Annotated in this window: 15 protein-coding genes; 10 read left to right on the forward strand and 5 right to left on the reverse strand. The window is 44.2% G+C overall.

What is annotated here, in order from left to right; genetic code table 11:
• Positions 1 to 33: 33 nt before the first annotated feature.
• Positions 34 to 1,200: a response regulator gene (locus tag OZ660_RS17345; RefSeq protein ID WP_274741796.1), complete on the reverse strand. Its 1,167-nt coding sequence runs from the start codon at positions 1,198 to 1,200 to the stop codon at positions 34 to 36.
• A 274-nt stretch (positions 1,201 to 1,474) separates the two neighbouring features.
• Between OZ660_RS17345 and OZ660_RS17350 the strand changes: the two genes are divergently transcribed.
• A complete protein-coding gene (locus tag OZ660_RS17350) occupies positions 1,475 to 4,807 on the forward strand; it encodes an amidohydrolase family protein (RefSeq protein ID WP_274741797.1) in 3,333 nt (1,110 codons plus the stop codon).
• A gap of 217 nt (positions 4,808 to 5,024) precedes the next feature.
• On the forward strand, positions 5,025 to 6,083 hold the full coding sequence (locus OZ660_RS17355; RefSeq protein WP_274741798.1) for a hypothetical protein: 1,059 nt from the start codon (positions 5,025 to 5,027) through the stop codon (positions 6,081 to 6,083).
• A gap of 76 nt (positions 6,084 to 6,159) precedes the next feature.
• Here the strand turns inward: OZ660_RS17355 and OZ660_RS17360 are convergent, their stop codons facing one another.
• Positions 6,160 to 7,704, reverse strand: coding sequence for a hydroxymethylglutaryl-CoA reductase (locus OZ660_RS17360; protein ID WP_274741799.1), 1,545 nt, complete (start codon positions 7,702 to 7,704; stop codon positions 6,160 to 6,162).
• A 425-nt stretch (positions 7,705 to 8,129) separates the two neighbouring features.
• On the opposite strand from OZ660_RS17360, the gene OZ660_RS17365 reads away from it, so the two are divergent.
• From OZ660_RS17365 to OZ660_RS17385, 5 genes are all read left to right on the forward strand, one after another.
• A complete protein-coding gene (locus OZ660_RS17365; RefSeq protein ID WP_274741800.1) occupies positions 8,130 to 9,383 on the forward strand; it encodes an HlyD family secretion protein in 1,254 nt (417 codons plus the stop codon).
• Between the two features lie 2 nt (positions 9,384 to 9,385).
• Positions 9,386 to 11,563, forward strand: a complete 2,178-nt coding sequence (locus tag OZ660_RS17370) for a peptidase domain-containing ABC transporter (RefSeq protein WP_274741801.1) — start codon at positions 9,386 to 9,388, stop codon at positions 11,561 to 11,563.
• On the forward strand, positions 11,560 to 11,871 hold the full coding sequence (locus OZ660_RS17375; RefSeq protein ID WP_274741802.1) for a helix-turn-helix domain-containing protein: 312 nt from the start codon (positions 11,560 to 11,562) through the stop codon (positions 11,869 to 11,871). The genes OZ660_RS17370 and OZ660_RS17375 overlap by 4 nt, the downstream gene beginning before the upstream one ends.
• A gap of 52 nt (positions 11,872 to 11,923) precedes the next feature.
• Positions 11,924 to 12,106: a hypothetical protein gene (locus OZ660_RS17380; protein ID WP_274741803.1), complete on the forward strand. Its 183-nt coding sequence runs from the start codon at positions 11,924 to 11,926 to the stop codon at positions 12,104 to 12,106.
• 78 nt (positions 12,107 to 12,184) lie between these two features.
• Positions 12,185 to 13,159, forward strand: a complete 975-nt coding sequence (locus OZ660_RS17385) for an ATP-grasp domain-containing protein (protein WP_274741804.1) — start codon at positions 12,185 to 12,187, stop codon at positions 13,157 to 13,159.
• Positions 13,160 to 13,208: 49 nt separating this feature from the next.
• On the opposite strand, the gene hslU is transcribed toward OZ660_RS17385, so the two are convergent.
• Positions 13,209 to 14,537, reverse strand: coding sequence for an HslU--HslV peptidase ATPase subunit (gene hslU, locus OZ660_RS17390; protein WP_159627527.1), 1,329 nt, complete (start codon positions 14,535 to 14,537; stop codon positions 13,209 to 13,211).
• A gap of 105 nt (positions 14,538 to 14,642) precedes the next feature.
• On the reverse strand, positions 14,643 to 15,167 hold the full coding sequence (hslV, locus tag OZ660_RS17395; protein WP_159627529.1) for an ATP-dependent protease subunit HslV: 525 nt from the start codon (positions 15,165 to 15,167) through the stop codon (positions 14,643 to 14,645).
• 236 nt (positions 15,168 to 15,403) lie between these two features.
• On the opposite strand from hslV, the gene OZ660_RS17400 reads away from it, so the two are divergent.
• The 3 genes from OZ660_RS17400 to OZ660_RS17410 all read left to right on the forward strand — a co-directional run bounded on the left by OZ660_RS17400 (position 15,404) and on the right by OZ660_RS17410 (position 17,708).
• Positions 15,404 to 16,045 carry a DUF1294 domain-containing protein gene (locus OZ660_RS17400; RefSeq protein ID WP_274741806.1) on the forward strand — a complete coding sequence of 214 codons (642 nt, stop codon included), beginning with the start codon at positions 15,404 to 15,406 and terminating at the stop codon, positions 16,043 to 16,045.
• Between the two features lie 110 nt (positions 16,046 to 16,155).
• Entirely contained in the window at positions 16,156 to 16,824 is a 669-nt protein-coding gene (locus OZ660_RS17405; protein ID WP_274741808.1) for a DUF4386 family protein, read from the forward strand.
• Positions 16,825 to 16,940: 116 nt separating this feature from the next.
• Positions 16,941 to 17,708: a substrate-binding periplasmic protein gene (locus OZ660_RS17410; RefSeq protein WP_274741809.1), complete on the forward strand. Its 768-nt coding sequence runs from the start codon at positions 16,941 to 16,943 to the stop codon at positions 17,706 to 17,708.
• 57 nt (positions 17,709 to 17,765) lie between these two features.
• Here the strand turns inward: OZ660_RS17410 and OZ660_RS17415 are convergent, their stop codons facing one another.
• A complete protein-coding gene (locus OZ660_RS17415) occupies positions 17,766 to 18,536 on the reverse strand; it encodes a hypothetical protein (RefSeq protein WP_274741810.1) in 771 nt (256 codons plus the stop codon).
• Between the last annotated feature and the right edge of the window lie 48 nt (positions 18,537 to 18,584).

An 18,584-nucleotide genomic window follows, 5' to 3' on the forward strand; every position in this document is an offset into this window, starting at 1 on the left:
ATAAGTTCAGGCAGCGTTGCGTTTTAGCGCACCTTAAAAAAACTCCACATCCTGATAAATTGGGTCGTCGTCTTGGGCGTTATTGCTTTGTGTTTTGGAATCGGCTTGCGATTCTAGTTGCGGCCCTAATCGAGCAAGCACCGCCTGCAAGGTATCGTCTACGGTCTGAATTTCTGCCACTTCATCTCGCGCCTCTAATTGACTTTCAATTAACTGCATGAAGAAGGCTTCTTGCGCTTCAGTCATTTCGAGCATGTGGAAACTGTCTTGAATAGATTCAGAGACGTGCTTTGCTACCCTCACTTTTTCTTGCGCTTGACTAATCACGATCTGACGAATTTGGTTAATAACGCTGCTAATGTCAGCATGTGTTGCACTAAGCGCTTGCTGCTGCCTTAAGGTGTTAAAGCGTGCATTGATTGCGGGTACAAGTTTCGCGCCCATATCCAGTATTGCATCATGAATAACAGGGTCTTCACGGGCTACGTGTTTAATAAGTAATGACACGTCGGTATCGTTGAGCATTAAACGCTTACCAAAGCGATAAATACGGCCTTGGTCGTGTAATACTGTGAAGACCTTTTCGGTGGTTTCATCACAAAATGACATGTCGGTGTCATAGCTTGTGGTGCCATTTTCATCGCGATATTGAATGGCGGCATGTACGCCATTAAAACGCAACGTCGTTAAGATGTTTTTCGACATAGCATGAATGTCGTTACAGGCATTTAACGCTGAAACAATTTCCATTCCCGTACCGTAGATAGCCGCTTGGCTGAGCGCAGTTTGCGCCACTTCTCGCGTATCGGCGTTATCAGCCCGCATCTGTTTCATTATTTCTATTTGATGCTTAACGCCAATCACAGTTTCGGTGAAAGATAGAACGTTGTAGGGCTTCGTTATGTAATGCGATACGCCAGCGTTAAAGGCTTCTCGCAACGTATCGTCACTGCCTTCATCAGACACCACTATCACCACAGGTAATGCCATAGGTTGCGAGGCATCCAGCTGCTCGCAAAAAATTGAGGCTTTCGTTTTTCCGATTTTCCAATCAGTTATAACAATACTAATGTCGTGCTCTTGTATGTTGGTCACTGCTTCTAGCATATTTGAGGCAGTGTGCACGGTGAAGTGTTCTCCAAACGCTAGCTCGTATATTTCCGTTTGGGTACTGTCTTGTTCAACAATTAACAAGTCCATGTCGATCATCCACTCAATATAGGTTAAAACATTACGTCGCAACCTGTGTTGCGTACGCCTATTAAAAAGCTAGCTGATTTAATCTGAAATGCTAATTTGTACAAGTTAAAAATAGACGAGCGCCATAAATTTAATGTTTTAGCGCCAGACCGCGCGGTCGTGCGATTAGCTTTACGCAATAAATCTTAACAATATGTCACAATCATTGAGTTGTTATGCCATAACAAATAATGTGTAAAAAACAGTCAAACAATAATTACATTCAGGGAAAACCATGTTTACTACGTCAAAACGCCTCGTCGCTGCTGCGATAACGGGGGCTTTGTATCTTTGTGCCTCGCCAGGCGCTCTGTCACAATCATCAACTGAAAATAATACAGAAGCGAATAATGCGTGGGATGTTACTAACCCACCCTATAAATTAAACGAAGTTACTATTAACACTAACGAAACTACGTGGTCTAGCTTAGATGTAGCGCCCAGTGGCGATTTCATGGTGTTTGATATGTTGGGCGATTTATATAAAGTCGATATCAAAGGCGGTAATGCTACGCCACTTACCCAAGACTTCGCGTGGAATATTCACCCTGCCATTTCTCCCGATGGGAAAAAAGTAGCCTTTGTTTCTGACCGAAATGGGCTTAGTAACGTATGGGTGATGAACATCGATGGCACGAATCTTCGCCAAATAACGCAAGAAAAAAGTAACCTTATTCACTCACCCAAATGGAGCCCAGACGGCGAATACCTTGTTGTAACCAAGGGCATCATGTCTAGCCGCAGTATTCCGGCAGGGGAAATTTGGATGTATCACCACGGTGGTGGTGAGGGCCTTAAAATTAAAGAGCGCAAACATGGTAAGCGGGATCAGCAAAACATTGCCGACCCTGTTTTTTCCCATGACGGCAAATACATCTACTTTACTGAAAACACGGTACCAGGCAGCCGCTTTGAGTATAACCGTGACCCGCTTGAAGGCATTTTCGCTATAACACGCTACGAGCGAGAAACAGGTAAAGAAACACGCTATATCAGTGGTACGGGTGGCGCAGTTGTTCCTACACCGTCTCCAGATGGTAAATACATCGCTTTTATCCGCAGGGTAAAAGATAAAACCGCACTATTTTTGAAAGACATTGCAACCGGTGTTGAAACGCCACTTACCCTTGAGCTTGAACGCGATATGCAAGAAGGCTTTGGTTCTGAGGGCTACTTTGCCTATTTTGACTGGATGCCAGATAGCTCAAAGATTGTGTATTGGACCGGTGGTAAATTTAACGTTATCGATATCAAAGATAAGAGCACATCCACAATCAATATTAACGTTGAAGCCACCGTACAATATGCCGATGCCCTTCGCTTTGATGTTGATGTCGCCCCTGATGAATTTGACGTGAGAATGATACGCTGGTCGCAACTGTCGCCAGACGGTAAAACCGCGCTATTCCAAGCACTTGGTAAGCTTTACGTGCGCGATATGAAATCAGGTAAGGTGAGCCGATTAACCAAACAAAATGAACACGATGAGTTTTATCCGCGTTTTTCAAACGACGGTAAGTCCATTGTGTATACCACGTGGAATGATAAAGACCTAGGCAGCGTGCGCGTTGTATCAGCACGAGGTGGAAAAGGGAAAGTAATTTCTACACAACCGGGACATTACATCGAGCCCGCGTTTTCCGTAGACGGTGAAAAAGTGGTATTCCGTAAATTCACAGGTGGTTACTTACTTGATCCAAAATACTCAATGGAACCCGGTATCTACGTTGCCAACCTGAAAACATCAAAAGTCAGCAAAGTATCAGATGGCGGCTACAACGCCCACTTCGCAGGCGATGATCAGCGCGTGTATTTTACAGAATCTGCCAATGGCAAAGATTATTATGAAACACAATTGTCCAGCGTTAACCTAAACGGCAATGACAAGCGAACTCACCTTTATGGGAAAGATAAAGTAAGCGAGTACAAGCTATCTCATGATAAGAAATGGGTCGCATTTGTTTATCAATTTAAGACCTATGTCGCGCCCTTTGTCGAAAATGGCAAGAAAATAACCATTGGGCCTAAAATGAAGTCATTGCCAGTCACTCAACTTTCAAACAGAGCGGGTGAGTATCTTACATGGTCGCCTGATAATACGCGCCTTAGCTGGTTTAATGGACCTACGCTCTTTATGCGCAGCCTTGAAGAGGCATTCGCTTTTGTTGATGGCGCGCCTGAAGTCTTGCCAGAGCCTGTAACACAGGGCATTGATTTGTCTTTCTCGACAGCTGCAGATAAGCCATCAGGCTATAAAGCATTGGTCGGAGGCACAGTTGTGACCATGCGCGACGCCGATAATACCCAAGAAATTATCGAAGACGGCGTAGTGCTAATTAAAGACAACCGAATTGAAGCCGTAGGTAAGCGGGGTGACATTCGTATTCCAGATGACACTATGCAGATTGATACCAGCGGCAAAACGATCATTCCTGGCTTAGTGGATGCGCACGCGCACGGTTCGCAAGGACGTAACGAAATCATTCCTCAGCAAAACTGGACACAGTATTCAAATGTGTCGTTTGGCGTGACCACTATTCATGACCCATCAAACGACACCACTGAAATTTTTGCCGCTTCAGAATTACAGCGCAAAGGTAAAATTGTTGCGCCACGCATCTATTCTACAGGCACTATTTTGTACGGTGCCGAAGGCTTGGGATACAAAGCTATTATCAAAGACTATGACGATGCTTATTTCCATGTAGAACGATTAAAAGAAGCAGGTGCCATTTCTGTTAAAAGCTATAACCAACCTCGCCGAGACCAACGCCAGCAAGTATTATGGGCTGCGAAGAATCAAGGCATGATGGTAGTGCCAGAAGGTGGCGGCAAGCTTCAGCAGAATTTAACCATGCTTGTAGACGGACATACCGGACTAGAACATAGCATTCCTGTTGAAAAGGGCTACAGTGACGTTACGCAATTGTGGAAAGCCACAGAGTTTGGTTACACGCCCACTTTCGTTGTGTCGTATGGCGGTATGATGGGTGAAGAGTACTGGTACGATAAAACCGAAGTATGGAAAAACCCGCGCTTGCTTCGTTATACCCCGTCGACCATTTTGGACAAGCGTGCCATTCGCAGACCTAGCGCACCGGAAGATCAATACAACCATCAAAACGTTGCCAGCTATGCGAAGGAACTTCGCGATAATGGTGTAAGCGTGCATATAGGTGCGCACGGACAACGAGAAGGTTTAGCGGCGCATTGGGAACTTTGGATAATGGCCCAAGGCGGCTTTACACCATGGGAAGCATTGCGAGGCGGCACAATCGACGGCGCGAAGCACCTGGGTATGGGCAAGGATATTGGCAGTATCGAGAAAGGTAAACTTGCCGACCTTGTGGTTATTGATGGTGACGTACTAAGTGACATCAGAAAAAGTGAGTTTGTTGAATACACCGTGCTCAACGGTCGCGTATACGAAACGGCCACTATGAATGAGGTGGGCAGTAAAAAGCAGCGTCAGCCGTTCTTTTTCGAGCAAGACAATGCTACGTTTATGCCGCAGCAAACTGCTGACGATGTAGAAGCGAAAGCCCATCATTACCATTGGGAACACTAAATAAGTGACAAGCCACGGCATCGTATAACGGTGTTGCAACTTGTAACAAATAATAGCCAGTGGAAAGCACTTTCTACTGGCTTTTTTGTACTATCAAACCGCTATTTTGGTATATTAATGCTGCAATCTGTTGTCACTTAACTGGCCCGCCAGCTCTTTGTGTGTTGCTTAATGAAACTTAACTTCATGTAGCTACTAATAGGATGTAACACGCACAATGAACGCAAACTCCCTTCGCTCTGAACACAAAAACCACAGCGCGCTTTGGCGAGAAAGTATCGCACCTGTTTCAGTGCTGTTGGTGATGCTAACGGCCTGGTGGGCGTTTTTACATTACTCACCTTTTTTATCAATAACACAACCTAGCAACACAGCGAGCAATAACGAGTGGCTGTTTCTACTTGACGCACTTATTACCCTTCCCCTTGGTTGTTTGTTGTTAATAAAAGACAAGAAAAAGGCGCTTATCAAAGGCGTATTACTAGCTTCGCTAGCGCTTGTTGTAGGCAGTTATTTATTGCCTAACGAACAACAACACTGGCTTCCTGCTTTAATGGATGTGCGATTTGTCGTGCTTGGACTAATGGTAGCACTTGAAGTTATTACCGTAATTAGCGTACTTACCCTTATTCGCACCGAGTTTAACGCTGGCACTGATTTAGATAGCGCAATTTTAAAGGGTATTTCGTCGTTTATTCCTGAAGGTGTGGTGCAAAAAATAATGTGGTTTGAAGGCAGAATGTGGGCATGCCTGCTTATGTCAAAAACGCTGGCATCACTGCCATTAAAAGGCGACCAGCACTTTTCCTACTGGCAAAAAGACGGTACGCACACCAATGCACTGGGGTTTATTTTCGTTATCGCAATTGAGATCCCAGTTGTGCATGTGCTACTACATTTCATATGGTCACCCTTTGCGGCAAATGTTGTCACTGCTTTGTCTGTATTTAGCTTAATTTTTGTAATAGCAGAGCGTAACGCCATGAAGTTAAGACCTATTTCGCTTTTGTTACATAGCAAACAGCACTCACCCCAATTGGTTATTCGCTATGGCCTTAGCAACCCTATTACCTTGCCAGTGAGTGAGATCGCAAGCATTTCGCTACATAATACCTATGTAAAGCGCGCAGCACATATTAAGCGCTTTAATTATTCTGGCGTCCCTAACGTAAAAATTTCGCTAAAAGATAAAGGCCAAAAAATTACTGAATATTATCTAGGAGTAGATGCACCAGAGCGCTTTATTGCAGCCCTAGAACATAGCAAACAAGATTAACCTTAAGTGAATTCAAACACGAAAAAGGGCCTTTATCCAAAGGCCCTTTATACAGCTACGTTACAATATGAATGACTTAACGGTTTCTACCGTACTGCTCGTGCGATGATACCCAGTCAGATGAACTGATAGCCGATGCTAACGAGATCTCACCTGCTAACACAACTGAAGCCACAATTTCTGCAAATTTATAAACGCGGTCACGCCCATAACAGTCAAGTAACTCAAGACACTCGCGCTGCGTACCTATTCCTGTACCGCCACCATACGTTGCAACAATGAGTGATGGAATAGTAATAGATACATACAAATCGCCCTCTTCTGTTAACTCTGAGTACATCATAGCGGCAGACGATTCAGACACGTTTGCAACGTCTTGTCCTGTAGCAATGAACATGGCAGTAATACCATTTGGTGAATGTAAACCGGTATTATTTACACCAGACAAAAATGAGCCCACACCCGCTACACGTCCGTGGTAGTCAATTTGCTTTGGCTCCACCCGCATAACTTCAAGGAGGTGCTCGCGCTTAATGGTCGCTTCTGCAGTAACGCGTTTACCGCGTGTACGCATAATATTAATTTGCGATGCTTTTTTGTCGGTTGCAAAGTTAGACTCTAGGTAGAAATTCTCGATACCTTCGTAATGGTCTAAAATCCAGCCACAGGCTGCAAATGTTGCACGTCCAACCATGTTTTGACCCGCGGCATCACCCGTTCTAAAGTTAAAACGTAAGAACGCAAATTTATTAGAAAGGAAGTGGTCAATATAAGTGAGCTTTGCCACGCTTGACGTTGCTTCCGCCTCCTCTTTTATCTTATCGAAGTTCTCTTTTACCCATTTCACAAAGTCACGAGCGCCACGGGCATTATCAAAAATGAAAACTGGAGCTCGCTGCATGGCATCGTCTACTACGGTGGCCGTAACACCGCCGCTCATGTTAAGCAATTTCATGCCGCGATTGTAAGACGCAACCAAGGTGCCTTCAGTGGTGGCTAATGGTACAACAAACTCACCATTTGCATGCTCACCGTTAATTTTCAGGGGCCCTGCAATACCAATTGGCACCTGCGCGACACCGATAAAATGTTCAATGTTGCCTTTAAGTTCTTGTGGATCGATAGAGTATTGACCCACATGATTAATTTTCTTGTCGGTCGCGCTTTCGAAATATTCTTGACGTGTTTTTATAATTGACTCGCCATAGTCATCCATATCATCACGAGGAATAAACGCACTGCGCTCACCCGCCGCGGTAATATTATCTTCTACTTCAAACTTTAATTTTCCGAACGGTGAGGCTGAGAAGCAAATACCAAGCTTGCGCTTTTCAGGGCACGGCGCTTCATCAATATTAAGATGCACCGTAATAGTTTGACGTAGACCAAATGGCTTACCTTCAGACTTGTTAAGTTCTTCTACGGAAATGCACGTATCGCTTGAAAGTTGTAGCGATATTTTATGGTCTGGAATTTTTTCTCCATCCAATGAAATCCATTTCAACTCTTTTATTGTGGCGTCTTTTAATCTGTTTTTAAGAGAAAATGACACCCCTTTATCAGTCTTTGAAAGACTTGCTCTAGTGTATAGTTGTTTTAAGAGTATGCTGGGTACAAACATGTATCTTCCTTCTTATTAGTGCATTCTTACCGTTTTTTTTCACATTCCTTTGCTTTTTATAGCACATTCTTTAGACACTTCTATGACTATTTATCAACCGTGTTTATTTTAGTTGTGATAAATCAACTATCGTTTTTGAGCCAACCACTTTCACAATTGCGCCAAGCCCTTTGTGTTCAAAACCCACCAAATTTTAAGACTTAGCCTTTCCACCGCTCTATTCGCTAGAGCTCTAGTGTTGATTACGTCACTGAGGTGGCGATAACAAGTGGTATCTGGCAGTAACAAAGGAGGTGTCAAGGAGTGTGATGCCAAGGATGAGTCAGCCTGCATGGAAGCAGCATCCAGATACCACGTTTTTAGTTTGTCATCTTTATAAAAATAAAGATGTGACATTCAACGTAGCATAAGTTTGAAGGTGAGTAATGAGAAAGGAATTATTTCGCAAGGAAGCGATTGATCAACAAACGCAAACTGCTTTAGGTACATTGTTAATGGCGCCAAGACCTTTCTATTCGGTTGGGGCTTGCATGATAACGTTGTGGGTAGTTGCGGTTGTTGCTTATCTAAGTTCAAACAACTATGCGAGAAAAGCGCCCGTTAAAGGTTGGTTAGAGCCTAATAGTGGCGTATTTAAGCTATACAGCGAGGCGCGCAGCGGCAAAGTTGTACGTTTATTTGTAGAAGACGGTGATGAAGTTAAAAAAGGTGAACCACTTGCGCATATAGACTACGGTCAGAGCGATACGCGTGGTAATAGTATCACCTCTTTGATTTTAGAAGAGCTGAGCGCTAAACAGACAAGGACAAAGCAGAGCCTTGAACGACTTGCTTCGCTACACTCAAATGAATTAGGGCGAATAACAGCAAAGCTCACGCGCAGTAAAGATATTCATCAGGACATGCTGGATATTCTGTCACTCGCGGCGACACAACAGGAGATGGCAGAAGAACACTTGGCAACCGCTAAGGTACTTTTGGAGCAGGGGTTTGTCACAGAATCGGAAGTTGAAAACCATCAACTGCAACTGCTCTCGGCCAAACAGCAGCACATAAAAGCGCAACAAGAAGCAGAAAGCCAAGAGGCGGTAATAGCGGATCTTCAGCAAGAGATCGCTGCCCTTCCCGAGCACTATGCTAACGAAAAGTCATTGCTTGAAAATACGCTGAGCGATTTGAACCAGCAAATAGTCACGCATAACAGCAATAACACACAAGTCTTGTATGCTCCACACGATGGCGTTGTATCCGGCCTTCAAATTAAGCAAGGCCACCTGATAAATAGTGCCGCATTGCTACTCACTCTATTGCCTCAAGACGCATCAGTATTAGCGCGAATAGTTGTACCCATTCGTTCATCTGGTTTTATTAGTGAAGGGCAACCACTGCATATTCGCTACGATGCTTTTCCCTATCAAAAATTTGGATTGCAACCGGGTAGAGTGGTTAAGGTATCGAGCAGTATTGTACTGCCAGGCGAAGTTATCAACTCTCCAGTGGCTATAGATGAGCCTGCCTACCTTGTCACTGCCACCTTAGACAATGACGCCATAGTTGCTTATGGCAAAGAAATAGCGCTTAAAGCGGGAATGACATTTTCAGCCGACGTCCACTTAAGTCAGCGCACGTTATTAGAATGGCTATTAGAACCCCTTTATAGCATTAAAGGGAGTATATGATAATGCAAACAGTAGCGCGCACCCCACTTCACACCCGAACATTTTTCAAACGCTCCGTACCACTTGTGCTTCAAAGTGAGGCCGCTGAATGTGGCTTGGCCTGTGTTGCTATGATTGCGAAATTTTACGGCGATAAGCGCGACCTAAGTGCTTTTAGGCAAAACACTTCACTTTCGATAAGGGGGACTACGCTAAAAGATATCATGGATATCGCTCTGCACTTTGGGCTGCAAAGTCGTGCAGTTAAAATTGAAATGACAGATCTCAATGCGCTTACTACTCCTGCAATACTGCATTGGGACATGAACCATTTTGTTGTTCTTTCAAAAGTAACCAAAAACACCATTACCATACTTGACCCTGCATTAGGTAAGCACACTTACTCGTTTAAAGAAGCTGCCAAACACATTTCTGGAATTGCGCTCGAAATTTCGCCCAGTAGTACATTTGCCCCTGTCACTTCCACCGGCAACACAACGGTTATGCAATTTCTCAAACAAACTGTGGGATTTAAGCGCAGCTTACTCACGTTGTTCACGCTGTCGGTCTTATTACAAGTCTTTGCGCTAGCCTCTCCCTATTACATGCAAACGGTGGTCGATGATGTATTGGTTTATCACAATGCGTCTCTACTGAGAGCCCTCGTTATTGGCTTTGGTTTCTTGTTACTTATTGAAACCTTAACCAGTGTCTTGCGCAGATTATTAATTCTGAACATATCAAGTCGACTTCAACTGCAGATGTCAGCCTCTGTATTTAAACACTTAATGTCGCTATCGCTAGACTATTTTGCTAAACGACACATTGGCGATGTGGTCTCGCGATTTAATTCACTGTCGCACATTAGGGAGTTCCTCACCAGTGGTGTAGTGTCTGCCCTACTTGATGGATTAATGGCAATAACGACCCTTGTCGTAATGGCTATTTACTCATTGAAACTCGCATTGCTCGTGCTATTCATCATAACGGTCTATCTGTGCATCAAACTTGGTCTTGTGCCTTGGATGAAACGTCTGACCGCGGAAAAAATCAGTTTAGCCGCCCACGAGCAAAGCCATTTTATGGAAAGTGTTAGGGCTATTTCGCCAATTCGAATTTACAAACAAGAGGCCAAGCGCCAAGGTGACTGGCAAAACAAGTTTGTTGACGCGCTTAATAAAGACATTCAACTGGGCAAACTAAACATTGGAAGTACGACTGCAAACCACCTGCTATTTGGAATTGAAAACTTAACTATTGTGTACATTGGGGCATTGCTGGTAATGAAGGGTGCATTGACTATTGGAATGCTGCTTGCCTTTATTGCTTACAAGTCGCGTTTTGTAAATGCTATCGATAATTTCACGACTCAATTAATAGAGCTGAAGATGCTCGGTGTGCATATTGAAAGGCTAAGCGACATTATACGTACACCTAGCGCTCCTAAAGCCGTTAATTCATCGCCGTTACCTCTGTTAGCGGCTCGTGATCCACAGCAAGCAGCTCATCTTGCTATTGAAGTTGATAAGATACACTACCGCTTTTCCCGCACCAGTGACTTCATATTTAGACAACTTTCGATGTCAGTAACAAGCGGCGAAATTGTGGCTATTGTTGGCGCTAGCGGCAGTGGTAAAAGCACGCTAATGAAATGCTTAATGGGGCTTTACCCTCTCACTTCCGGCAAGGTCACAATACATGCACCTAATGGAAAAAGTAGGCCAGCACGAATTGCCAGTGTACTGCAAGATGACATGTGCTTAAGTGGCACAATCATTCAAAACATTAGCTGTTTTGACGATAAACCAGACCTCGAGAAAATAGCCTACGCTGCGCAACTTGCTTGTGTGCATCGCGATATTCTAGCCATGCCCATGCAGTATCAATCGTTAATCGGTGACATGGGTAGCAGTTTAAGCGGTGGTCAAAAACAACGACTATTACTTGCCCGCGCGCTATATCAATCACCAGATATATTGTTTCTCGATGAAGCAAGCAGCCATCTTGATCTTGCCAGCGAGAAGCAAATTAACGTACACCTTAAGGCGCTTAACATTACGCGGATAATGATTGCACACCGTCCTCAAACCATAGCAATCGCAGACACCGTCTACCATCTTGCAAATAGCACCCTTAATCAACTCTCTCCCTCTGATGTACGGGAGATAACACTACAACAGATGTCAGGAGAAAACCGATGAGAACTCATGAAATACGAGAAAAGTCTGTATTAATGACGGCGGAAGAACGCCGGCATGTTACAGCGACAGGCATTACATCAAGTGAATTAGTGATGCCAATTGACTGCTTGTCTAAACGAGAACTTCAGGTGGCCCACAAAATAATGGAAGGCCATTCAAATAAAGCCATCGCACTTGAGCTATTTATCAGCGAGCGCACCGTAAAATTCCATTGCGCCAATATCTACAAGAAACTCAACATAACGAGTCGCACCGCGCTTATCGCGGGTTGCTTTAGAACCCTTTACCAAGAAGCGGTATCTTCATAAAAAGCGAAGTATCGTTTCTTTAACCATAACGCTAATACAAGGAGCGTAAAACATGAAACAACAGCAACAACATGATGTTCAACTAGCAGAAAGCCAACTATTTCAAGTTTCTGGAGGAGCAGGTACACAACTTACCTTGCCAGATAATGGCGTTATTGAAACACCAAAAGAACCCGTTTATATCACATTAGCCATAGGTGAAGGTGGTGGAAAACTCCCCGATAACTTGTCGTAAAAAAATAGGGCGCATCTCGTTGCGCCCTACTAGAGAACACCTTATTTACCCCTATGTGCATAAGGCAAAGGACGCTACATGCTTACTGCTTTACTTGGAAGTGCAAACGATCCACAAATCAGACACCTTGCTAACGCGCTAAAGAGCGAAGGTGTGAGTTTTTTTATTGCAGATACCGCTTACTTTGGTAATAAGTGGTCACTGAGTTACGACCCCGATTTCGATGATGGCCTCATCCATTTTGACGATGAAGAATCTCGGGTGAACGCAGGAGAATTAACACGGGTTGCCTTTAGCACTATCTACTCTGCCTATTGGCACGAGTACCGTGCTATGACGGCACCGGTAGATAACGAAGAAGAGAATAAGTGTTTGAATATCGCCAGTAGCCCTGCTTTATCTGGCGATACTCAATGGTTAGAACAGGAAAGAAGTAGTGCACTACAATGCTGGTTTTACTATGACTCGATAAAATGGGTGAACTCCATTGACGCAGTACGCTCACACCAATGTAAAGCAATACAGCTGCGCAAAGTTGCTAACCTTGGCGCGAACATTCCCTACTCATTTATCGGTAACTCGCCAACGGTTGCAGCCCAGTTCTGTAGCAATATGAAACGCGTTATTTATAAACCTGTACGTGGCGGAAAAACCGCGCAACGCGTAACTAAACAACCCAACATGCGCGCGCTTTTTTCAACCGTTTTAGCACAGCGCCCCGTTACACTACAGAAATATATTGCCGGTACCAATGTGCGCAGTTATGTTCTTGGTGAAGATGTACTTAGCGTTCAAATTGATAGTCACGAACTGGATTATCGAAACGATCCAGACGCAAAACTCCATACAACCATCATAGCGAAACCCATAAAGCAACTCGCTATTCGTATTTGCAAAACACTTGGTATGCACTGGTGTGCAATCGACTGGCGAAAAAGTGCGAAAGGAACATTCTTTTTTCTTGAAGCTAATCCCTGTCCATTCTATTTAAAAGTAGAAAAAGAAACTGGTCATGACATTACAGGCAGGCTTGTTCGCTTGTTAACGGCGTAACAAAAAAGCCCAGCATATAGCTGGGCTTTGAAAATGCATAAGTCGTTAATTACAAAATAAAGCGCGATAGGTCTTCGTTGTCTACCAGCGTTTCTAAATGAGAATTCACATAGTTAGCGTCAATCACAAAGCTCTCGCCGCTTTTTTCAGAAGCATCAAACGAAATATCTTCCATTAAGCGCTCTAGCACCGTGTGCAAACGACGAGCACCAATATTCTCAGTACGTTCATTTACTTGCCATGCAGCTTCAGCAATGCGCTGAATACCTGAATCATCGAAGCTAATGTCCACACCCTCGGTTTTCATTAGTGCAATGTATTGCTGCGTAAGCGACGCATTTGGCTCGGTAAGAATGCGCTTGAAGTCGCCAACTTTAAGTGCTGCAAGTTCAACGCGAATAGGTAAACGACCTTGTAGTTCTGGAATAAGATCAGACGGCTTACTCATTTGGAATGCGCCTGATGCAATAAACAAGATGTGGTCGGTTTTCACCATACCGTGTTTTGTCGACACCGTCGAACCTTCTACCAAAGGCAGTAAGTCGCGCTGAACGCCTTCACGCGATACATCACCCGACGTATTGCCTTCGCGCTTACAAATTTTGTCAATTTCATCGATAAACACAATACCGTGCTGCTCTACCGACTCAATGGCTTTTTCTTTTAAGTCTTCTTGATTTACTAGGCGTGCAGCCTCTTCTTCAACCAATAGCTTAAACGCATCTTTAATTTTCAGCTTCTTCTTTTTCTTTTGCGAACCAGACAAGTTTTGGAACATGCCCTGAAGCTGATTAGTCATTTCTTCCATGCCTGGAGGCGCCATAATTTCAACGCCCACCTGCGGCTGTGCCACATCAATTTCAATTTCTTTGTCGTCTAGGTCACCCTGACGAAGCTTTTTACGAAATGCTTGGCGCGTGCCGCGATCTTCAACGTCTTCTTTATTTCCCCACGCATCTTCTGGCGGTGGAATAAGCACGTCAAGAATGCGATCTTCCGCAGCTTCTTCAGCGCGAAATTTTACTTTCTTCATTTCGTTTTCTTTCGTCATTTTTACGGCAATATCGGCCAAATCACGAATGATGGTTTCAACTTCTTTGCCCACATAGCCCACTTCGGTGAACTTAGTGGCTTCTACCTTAATAAAGGGTGCATTAGCCAGCTTGGCAAGACGACGTGCAATTTCGGTTTTACCCACACCCGTAGGACCAATCATAAGAATGTTTTTAGGTGTGACTTCTTGGCGCAGCTCTGGCTCAAGCTGCATGCGACGCCAGCGGTTACGCAGTGCAATAGATACCGCACGCTTTGCATCTTGCTGACCAATAATATGGCGGTCTAGCTCGTGAACAATTTCTCTTGGTGTCATTTCAGACATGAATAAACCCTTTTCTAACAAGTGCATTGTGCGCGTAAGTTAATAACAAGAATGCGAGCGCACACAGCAGATAACGACTTCTTGATGTTTCTCAAGCGCCGTTACTTAGTAATCTAGTACATCAATAGTTTGGCTATGGTTGGTAAATACGCAAATATCACCAGCAATAGTTAACGATTTTTCAGCAATTTCTTTTGCACTTAACTCAGTGTTATTAAGCAAGGCAGTAGCGGCAGCTTGTGCGTAATTACCACCTGAGCCAATGGCAATAAGGTCTTGCTCTGGCTGCACTACATCGCCGTTTCCGGTAATAATAAATGATGCCGTTTCATCGGCCACAGCCAGTAAAGCTTCGAGCTTTCGAAGCATGCGATCGGTTCGCCAGTCTTTGGCAAGTTCAACGGCGGCTTTGGTCAAATGCCCTTGGTGCGCTTCAAGCTTAGCTTCAAAACGTTCAAATAGCGTGAAGGCATCGGCAGTGCCACCAGCAAAGCCAGCCAGTATTTTGTCGTGGTATAAACGGCGCACTTTGCGTGCATTACCTTTCATTACGGTATTGCCTAGTGATACTTGGCCATCGCCCGCCATCACTACTTGATTTCCACGTCGTACAGATACAATCGTTGTCACGTTAATTCCCCGTTTAGCTGGGCGCTGCCGCGTTTAAATTGCTTTAAAGGCAACAGCGTATAAATTCAATAACAATTAAAGTGGGGTAAGGCTGGTTAATTTCAAGGGTATTACCTAATTAAGTGCATACCGCGTAAACAGTAAAAAAGCGTATGTGCGGTAAAACACATTGAACAGGTAACGCATAACGCGCATACTCCAGCGTGAATAACCGTTCAAAAACACATGGAGTAGTAATGAAGTATCAAGGACGAATTCAGCATTGGGACGATGCTAAAGGGTTTGGTTTTGTCGAGCCCAACGGAGGTGGCACCCGCGCTTTTGCCCATATAAAGGCGTTTTCCAACCGCTCAAGACGGCCCGTCAATGGCGATATCATTGTGTATGAGCTGAAAAAAGACAACAAAGGTAGTTATCAAGCACACAATATCAACTTATTAAAAGATTATAAGGCCAAGCGGGTAACGTCTGCTAAGCACACGGCTAAAAACAAGTTTACTATTGTCTTTCTAACGTGTTTCGCCATAGCGCTTGCACTTTTGACCTTCTTCAATAGGTTACCCGCCACCCTAGTTTTTGCGTATTGTGCAATAAGCGGTGTAACGTTTTTGCTCTATGCCATCGACAAGTCAGCGGCAGAGAAAAACCGCTGGCGAATATCTGAAGCAAAGCTGCATTTTTTCGGCTTTATCGGCGGCTGGCCAGGCGCACTAGTGGCGCAACACGTATTTAAGCACAAGCGCAGTAAAGCTGAGTTTATGCGAGTCTATTGGGCCCTTGTACTGCTAAACCTTACTGCCCTTGGACTTGTTGCTTTTAACATCATCGATATCCCTGCATTACCTAACGGCGCGTTAACGTCACTGTTTAATCGCTAACGGTAAATAGCGCATAGGCGGTGACAACACTTGTTACAAATCATAGTTGCCGCCAGCGTTGTTATATCGCGTAATAGCAAACATTTACAGTTCACCTTGAGATTAATAGTATGCAACTTCAACGCGCCGGTGGCATAGCTGCAATTATATGCGCCCTCACTTATCTTTTTGGCTTTGTACTTTTCTTTGGGCTGCTAGATGCGCCTTCAGATAGCTCTAACAAAGGTCACCTTCACTTTTTAATCTCACAACGAGATACCTTCTTCCTTGGGTATATTGTGATAGGCATAGTTTTTAGTTTAAGTTTGCTACTACTTAATCAATCTCTTGAGGCGCGTTTTAAATCGAGTATGCCTAATTTTGCGAAATATACCGGCGCGCTAGGTCTCATTTGGGCTACCTTTGTGCTGGCAAGCACATTTATTTTCTTAGTTAGCTTGCCGTTTTTAGCCAACTTCGCCGATACCAACGAAGACAGCGCGGTAGTGGTACTTAAGAGCGTGGATATCGTGGTTGATGCACTTGGCGGTGGCATAGAATTACTCGGCGCCATATGGGTGCTGATATTAAGCTTTATGGGTATTAAGGCCAATGTTTATACAAAAGTACTTCACGTCATTGGTGTTGCAGTAGGTATTGCCGGTATATTAACCCTGTTTTCAGGTTTGTCTTCGCTAACTGGAAACATGGTATTTGAAGCCTCTACGGCCATTTTTGGTTTAGGACAGATAGTCTGGTTTGTGTGGTTGGGTATTGCAATGGTCAACGCTAAGCAATAAGCACTGTGCGCAACAACGATATAAAGGTGCTTTGCACCTATTGACTAATTGGGGTTGCGAAGCATTACTGTCTATACTAAAAAATACGGATACCAAAAATTATAGGCAGCACTGTATTGCGTTACTTCGTATTTTTCTCGGTATTTATTTCCAGCCTTTATGGGGCGGCATGTTTATTTAGCAGCACCGCATGTGCGAATACGAATGAACGCCCCATTGTAGTCTCAGCGGCTTACTGGAAAGAGTTTACCAACAGAGACAACACCGGCGTGTACTTCGAACTGCTTGACGAGGTATTCGACGGTTATACAATTCACTATCAAACCAGTACTTACCCCCGCGCACTGAATCAGTTCAAACAGCATAAAGCCGATGTTATGGTTGGTGTATATCAACACGACTTACCCGATGCGGTTTATGCCACGTGGATTTTAGATACTGACCTGCCTATTCATATTTTTTATCGACCCGATTCGCCACCTTCAGATAATCTCAACGAGATTTTTATTGGGAAGCAAGTTGCTTGGCGAAAGGGCTACGGCTTTGACTCGCTATTTCCTAATATTGAAAGCGCGTACCCACTAGACACAATAGAAGCAGGGTTTGAACTTGTGTTAAATCGGCGTCTCGATTATATGCTCGATTACGACATTAATTACTTGGAGGCGTATCATGGCCGAATTCACCACAAAGCCATACGAGAAGGAGACAAGTTATATTTGGCATTTAAGAATACCCCACGCGGTAAGGCGCTTGCTGCGCACTTTGACGCCACAATGCCACTTTTAAGAGATAGCGGCAAACTCGAAGAAATATATGGTTCGCATTATGACCGCTCAGGGTTAGCTGAGTTTGCAGTACTTACTCCAAGCGGCATCGACTAAGAAATAGGACTAAAGAGCTGCGACTAAAGAGCTGGGAATAACAGTTCACAACGTCAATTAACGATATGAAAGTTGATAAGATTCAATAGTAAACCCGTAAGCGCTTTCGGCACCTTTTAGCACTAACGTACCTTTTCGAGGCAAGCGTTTGAATTCTTCTGCGGCTAGGCACAGTCTGTCATGAGACAGTGTTTTGGTATCTTCAAGTAGCACTTTGTAGCGACAATGCTTTGCAGCATCACCTTTTCGATACTTCACTTTATGCTCTGCCACATGAGAAGTAGAAACGCTGTGTAGTACATAGGGCAACGTATCATCCACTAAGAATAAACTCAAGAGCGCACCTAGTAAGGGCATTGTCACTATGGATATTTTACCGCGCACACTGCTATTTAAATGCTGCAGTTTCAGCTTATCGACATAAAGCGAGGTGTACCACAGCCACCCTACCAATAGGGTTAGTGTATATATTGCCCACGAGGAGTTATCCAGCCAACGATTTGCCACACTAAAGTCGGCGAAAAGCGTCATTATTGGCCCGAGGAATAACACAAGCATTACGATGTCACAGCATCGAGCAACAACATGTCGCTCTGACCATTTTGGCTTGACTAGAGGTTTGTCGCTATCCTCACCTTCAATCTGTTCGCCCTTATGCATTTCTGCGGATGATTTCTTTTGTGCAAGTGCAGCTTGCGCCGCCGCGTAACGGTCTGGATAAGTGCGTTGATCGATATTCTCCAGCACATCTTCAAGGTCCTCTACACTATAACGCGAATAGTCAGGACCTTGCTCGACACTGCCGGCATTGTGCGTACGGCTATTCATTTTTACGTCCTTTTTATTATTCCTTCTTGCTAGTCCTTTTTGCTTTGG

This window comes from Alteromonas sp. 009811495 (assembly GCF_028865455.1).
GTDB lineage: Bacteria > Pseudomonadota > Gammaproteobacteria > Enterobacterales > Alteromonadaceae > Alteromonas.

Bases quoted from the DNA above. Each gene is read 5' to 3' on its own strand.
- OZ660_RS17405 (WP_274741808.1), top strand. From the start codon at position 16,156: ATGCAACTTCAACGCGCCGGTGGCATAGCTGCAATTATATGCGCCCTC.
- OZ660_RS17360 (WP_274741799.1), bottom strand. From the start codon at position 7,704: ATGTTTGTACCCAGCATACTCTTAAAACAACTATACACTAGAGCAAGT.
- OZ660_RS17400 (WP_274741806.1), top strand. From the start codon at position 15,404: ATGAAGTATCAAGGACGAATTCAGCATTGGGACGATGCTAAAGGGTTT.
- hslU (WP_159627527.1), bottom strand. From the start codon at position 14,537: ATGTCTGAAATGACACCAAGAGAAATTGTTCACGAGCTAGACCGCCAT.
- OZ660_RS17355 (WP_274741798.1), top strand. From the start codon at position 5,025: ATGAACGCAAACTCCCTTCGCTCTGAACACAAAAACCACAGCGCGCTT.
- OZ660_RS17385 (WP_274741804.1), top strand. From the start codon at position 12,185: ATGCTTACTGCTTTACTTGGAAGTGCAAACGATCCACAAATCAGACAC.
- OZ660_RS17370 (WP_274741801.1), top strand. From the start codon at position 9,386: ATGCAAACAGTAGCGCGCACCCCACTTCACACCCGAACATTTTTCAAA.
- OZ660_RS17365 (WP_274741800.1), top strand. From the start codon at position 8,130: ATGAGAAAGGAATTATTTCGCAAGGAAGCGATTGATCAACAAACGCAA.
- OZ660_RS17345 (WP_274741796.1), bottom strand. From the start codon at position 1,200: ATGGACTTGTTAATTGTTGAACAAGACAGTACCCAAACGGAAATATAC.
- OZ660_RS17375 (WP_274741802.1), top strand. From the start codon at position 11,560: ATGAGAACTCATGAAATACGAGAAAAGTCTGTATTAATGACGGCGGAA.
- OZ660_RS17380 (WP_274741803.1), top strand. From the start codon at position 11,924: ATGAAACAACAGCAACAACATGATGTTCAACTAGCAGAAAGCCAACTA.
- OZ660_RS17350 (WP_274741797.1), top strand. From the start codon at position 1,475: ATGTTTACTACGTCAAAACGCCTCGTCGCTGCTGCGATAACGGGGGCT.
- OZ660_RS17415 (WP_274741810.1), bottom strand. From the start codon at position 18,536: ATGAATAGCCGTACGCACAATGCCGGCAGTGTCGAGCAAGGTCCTGAC.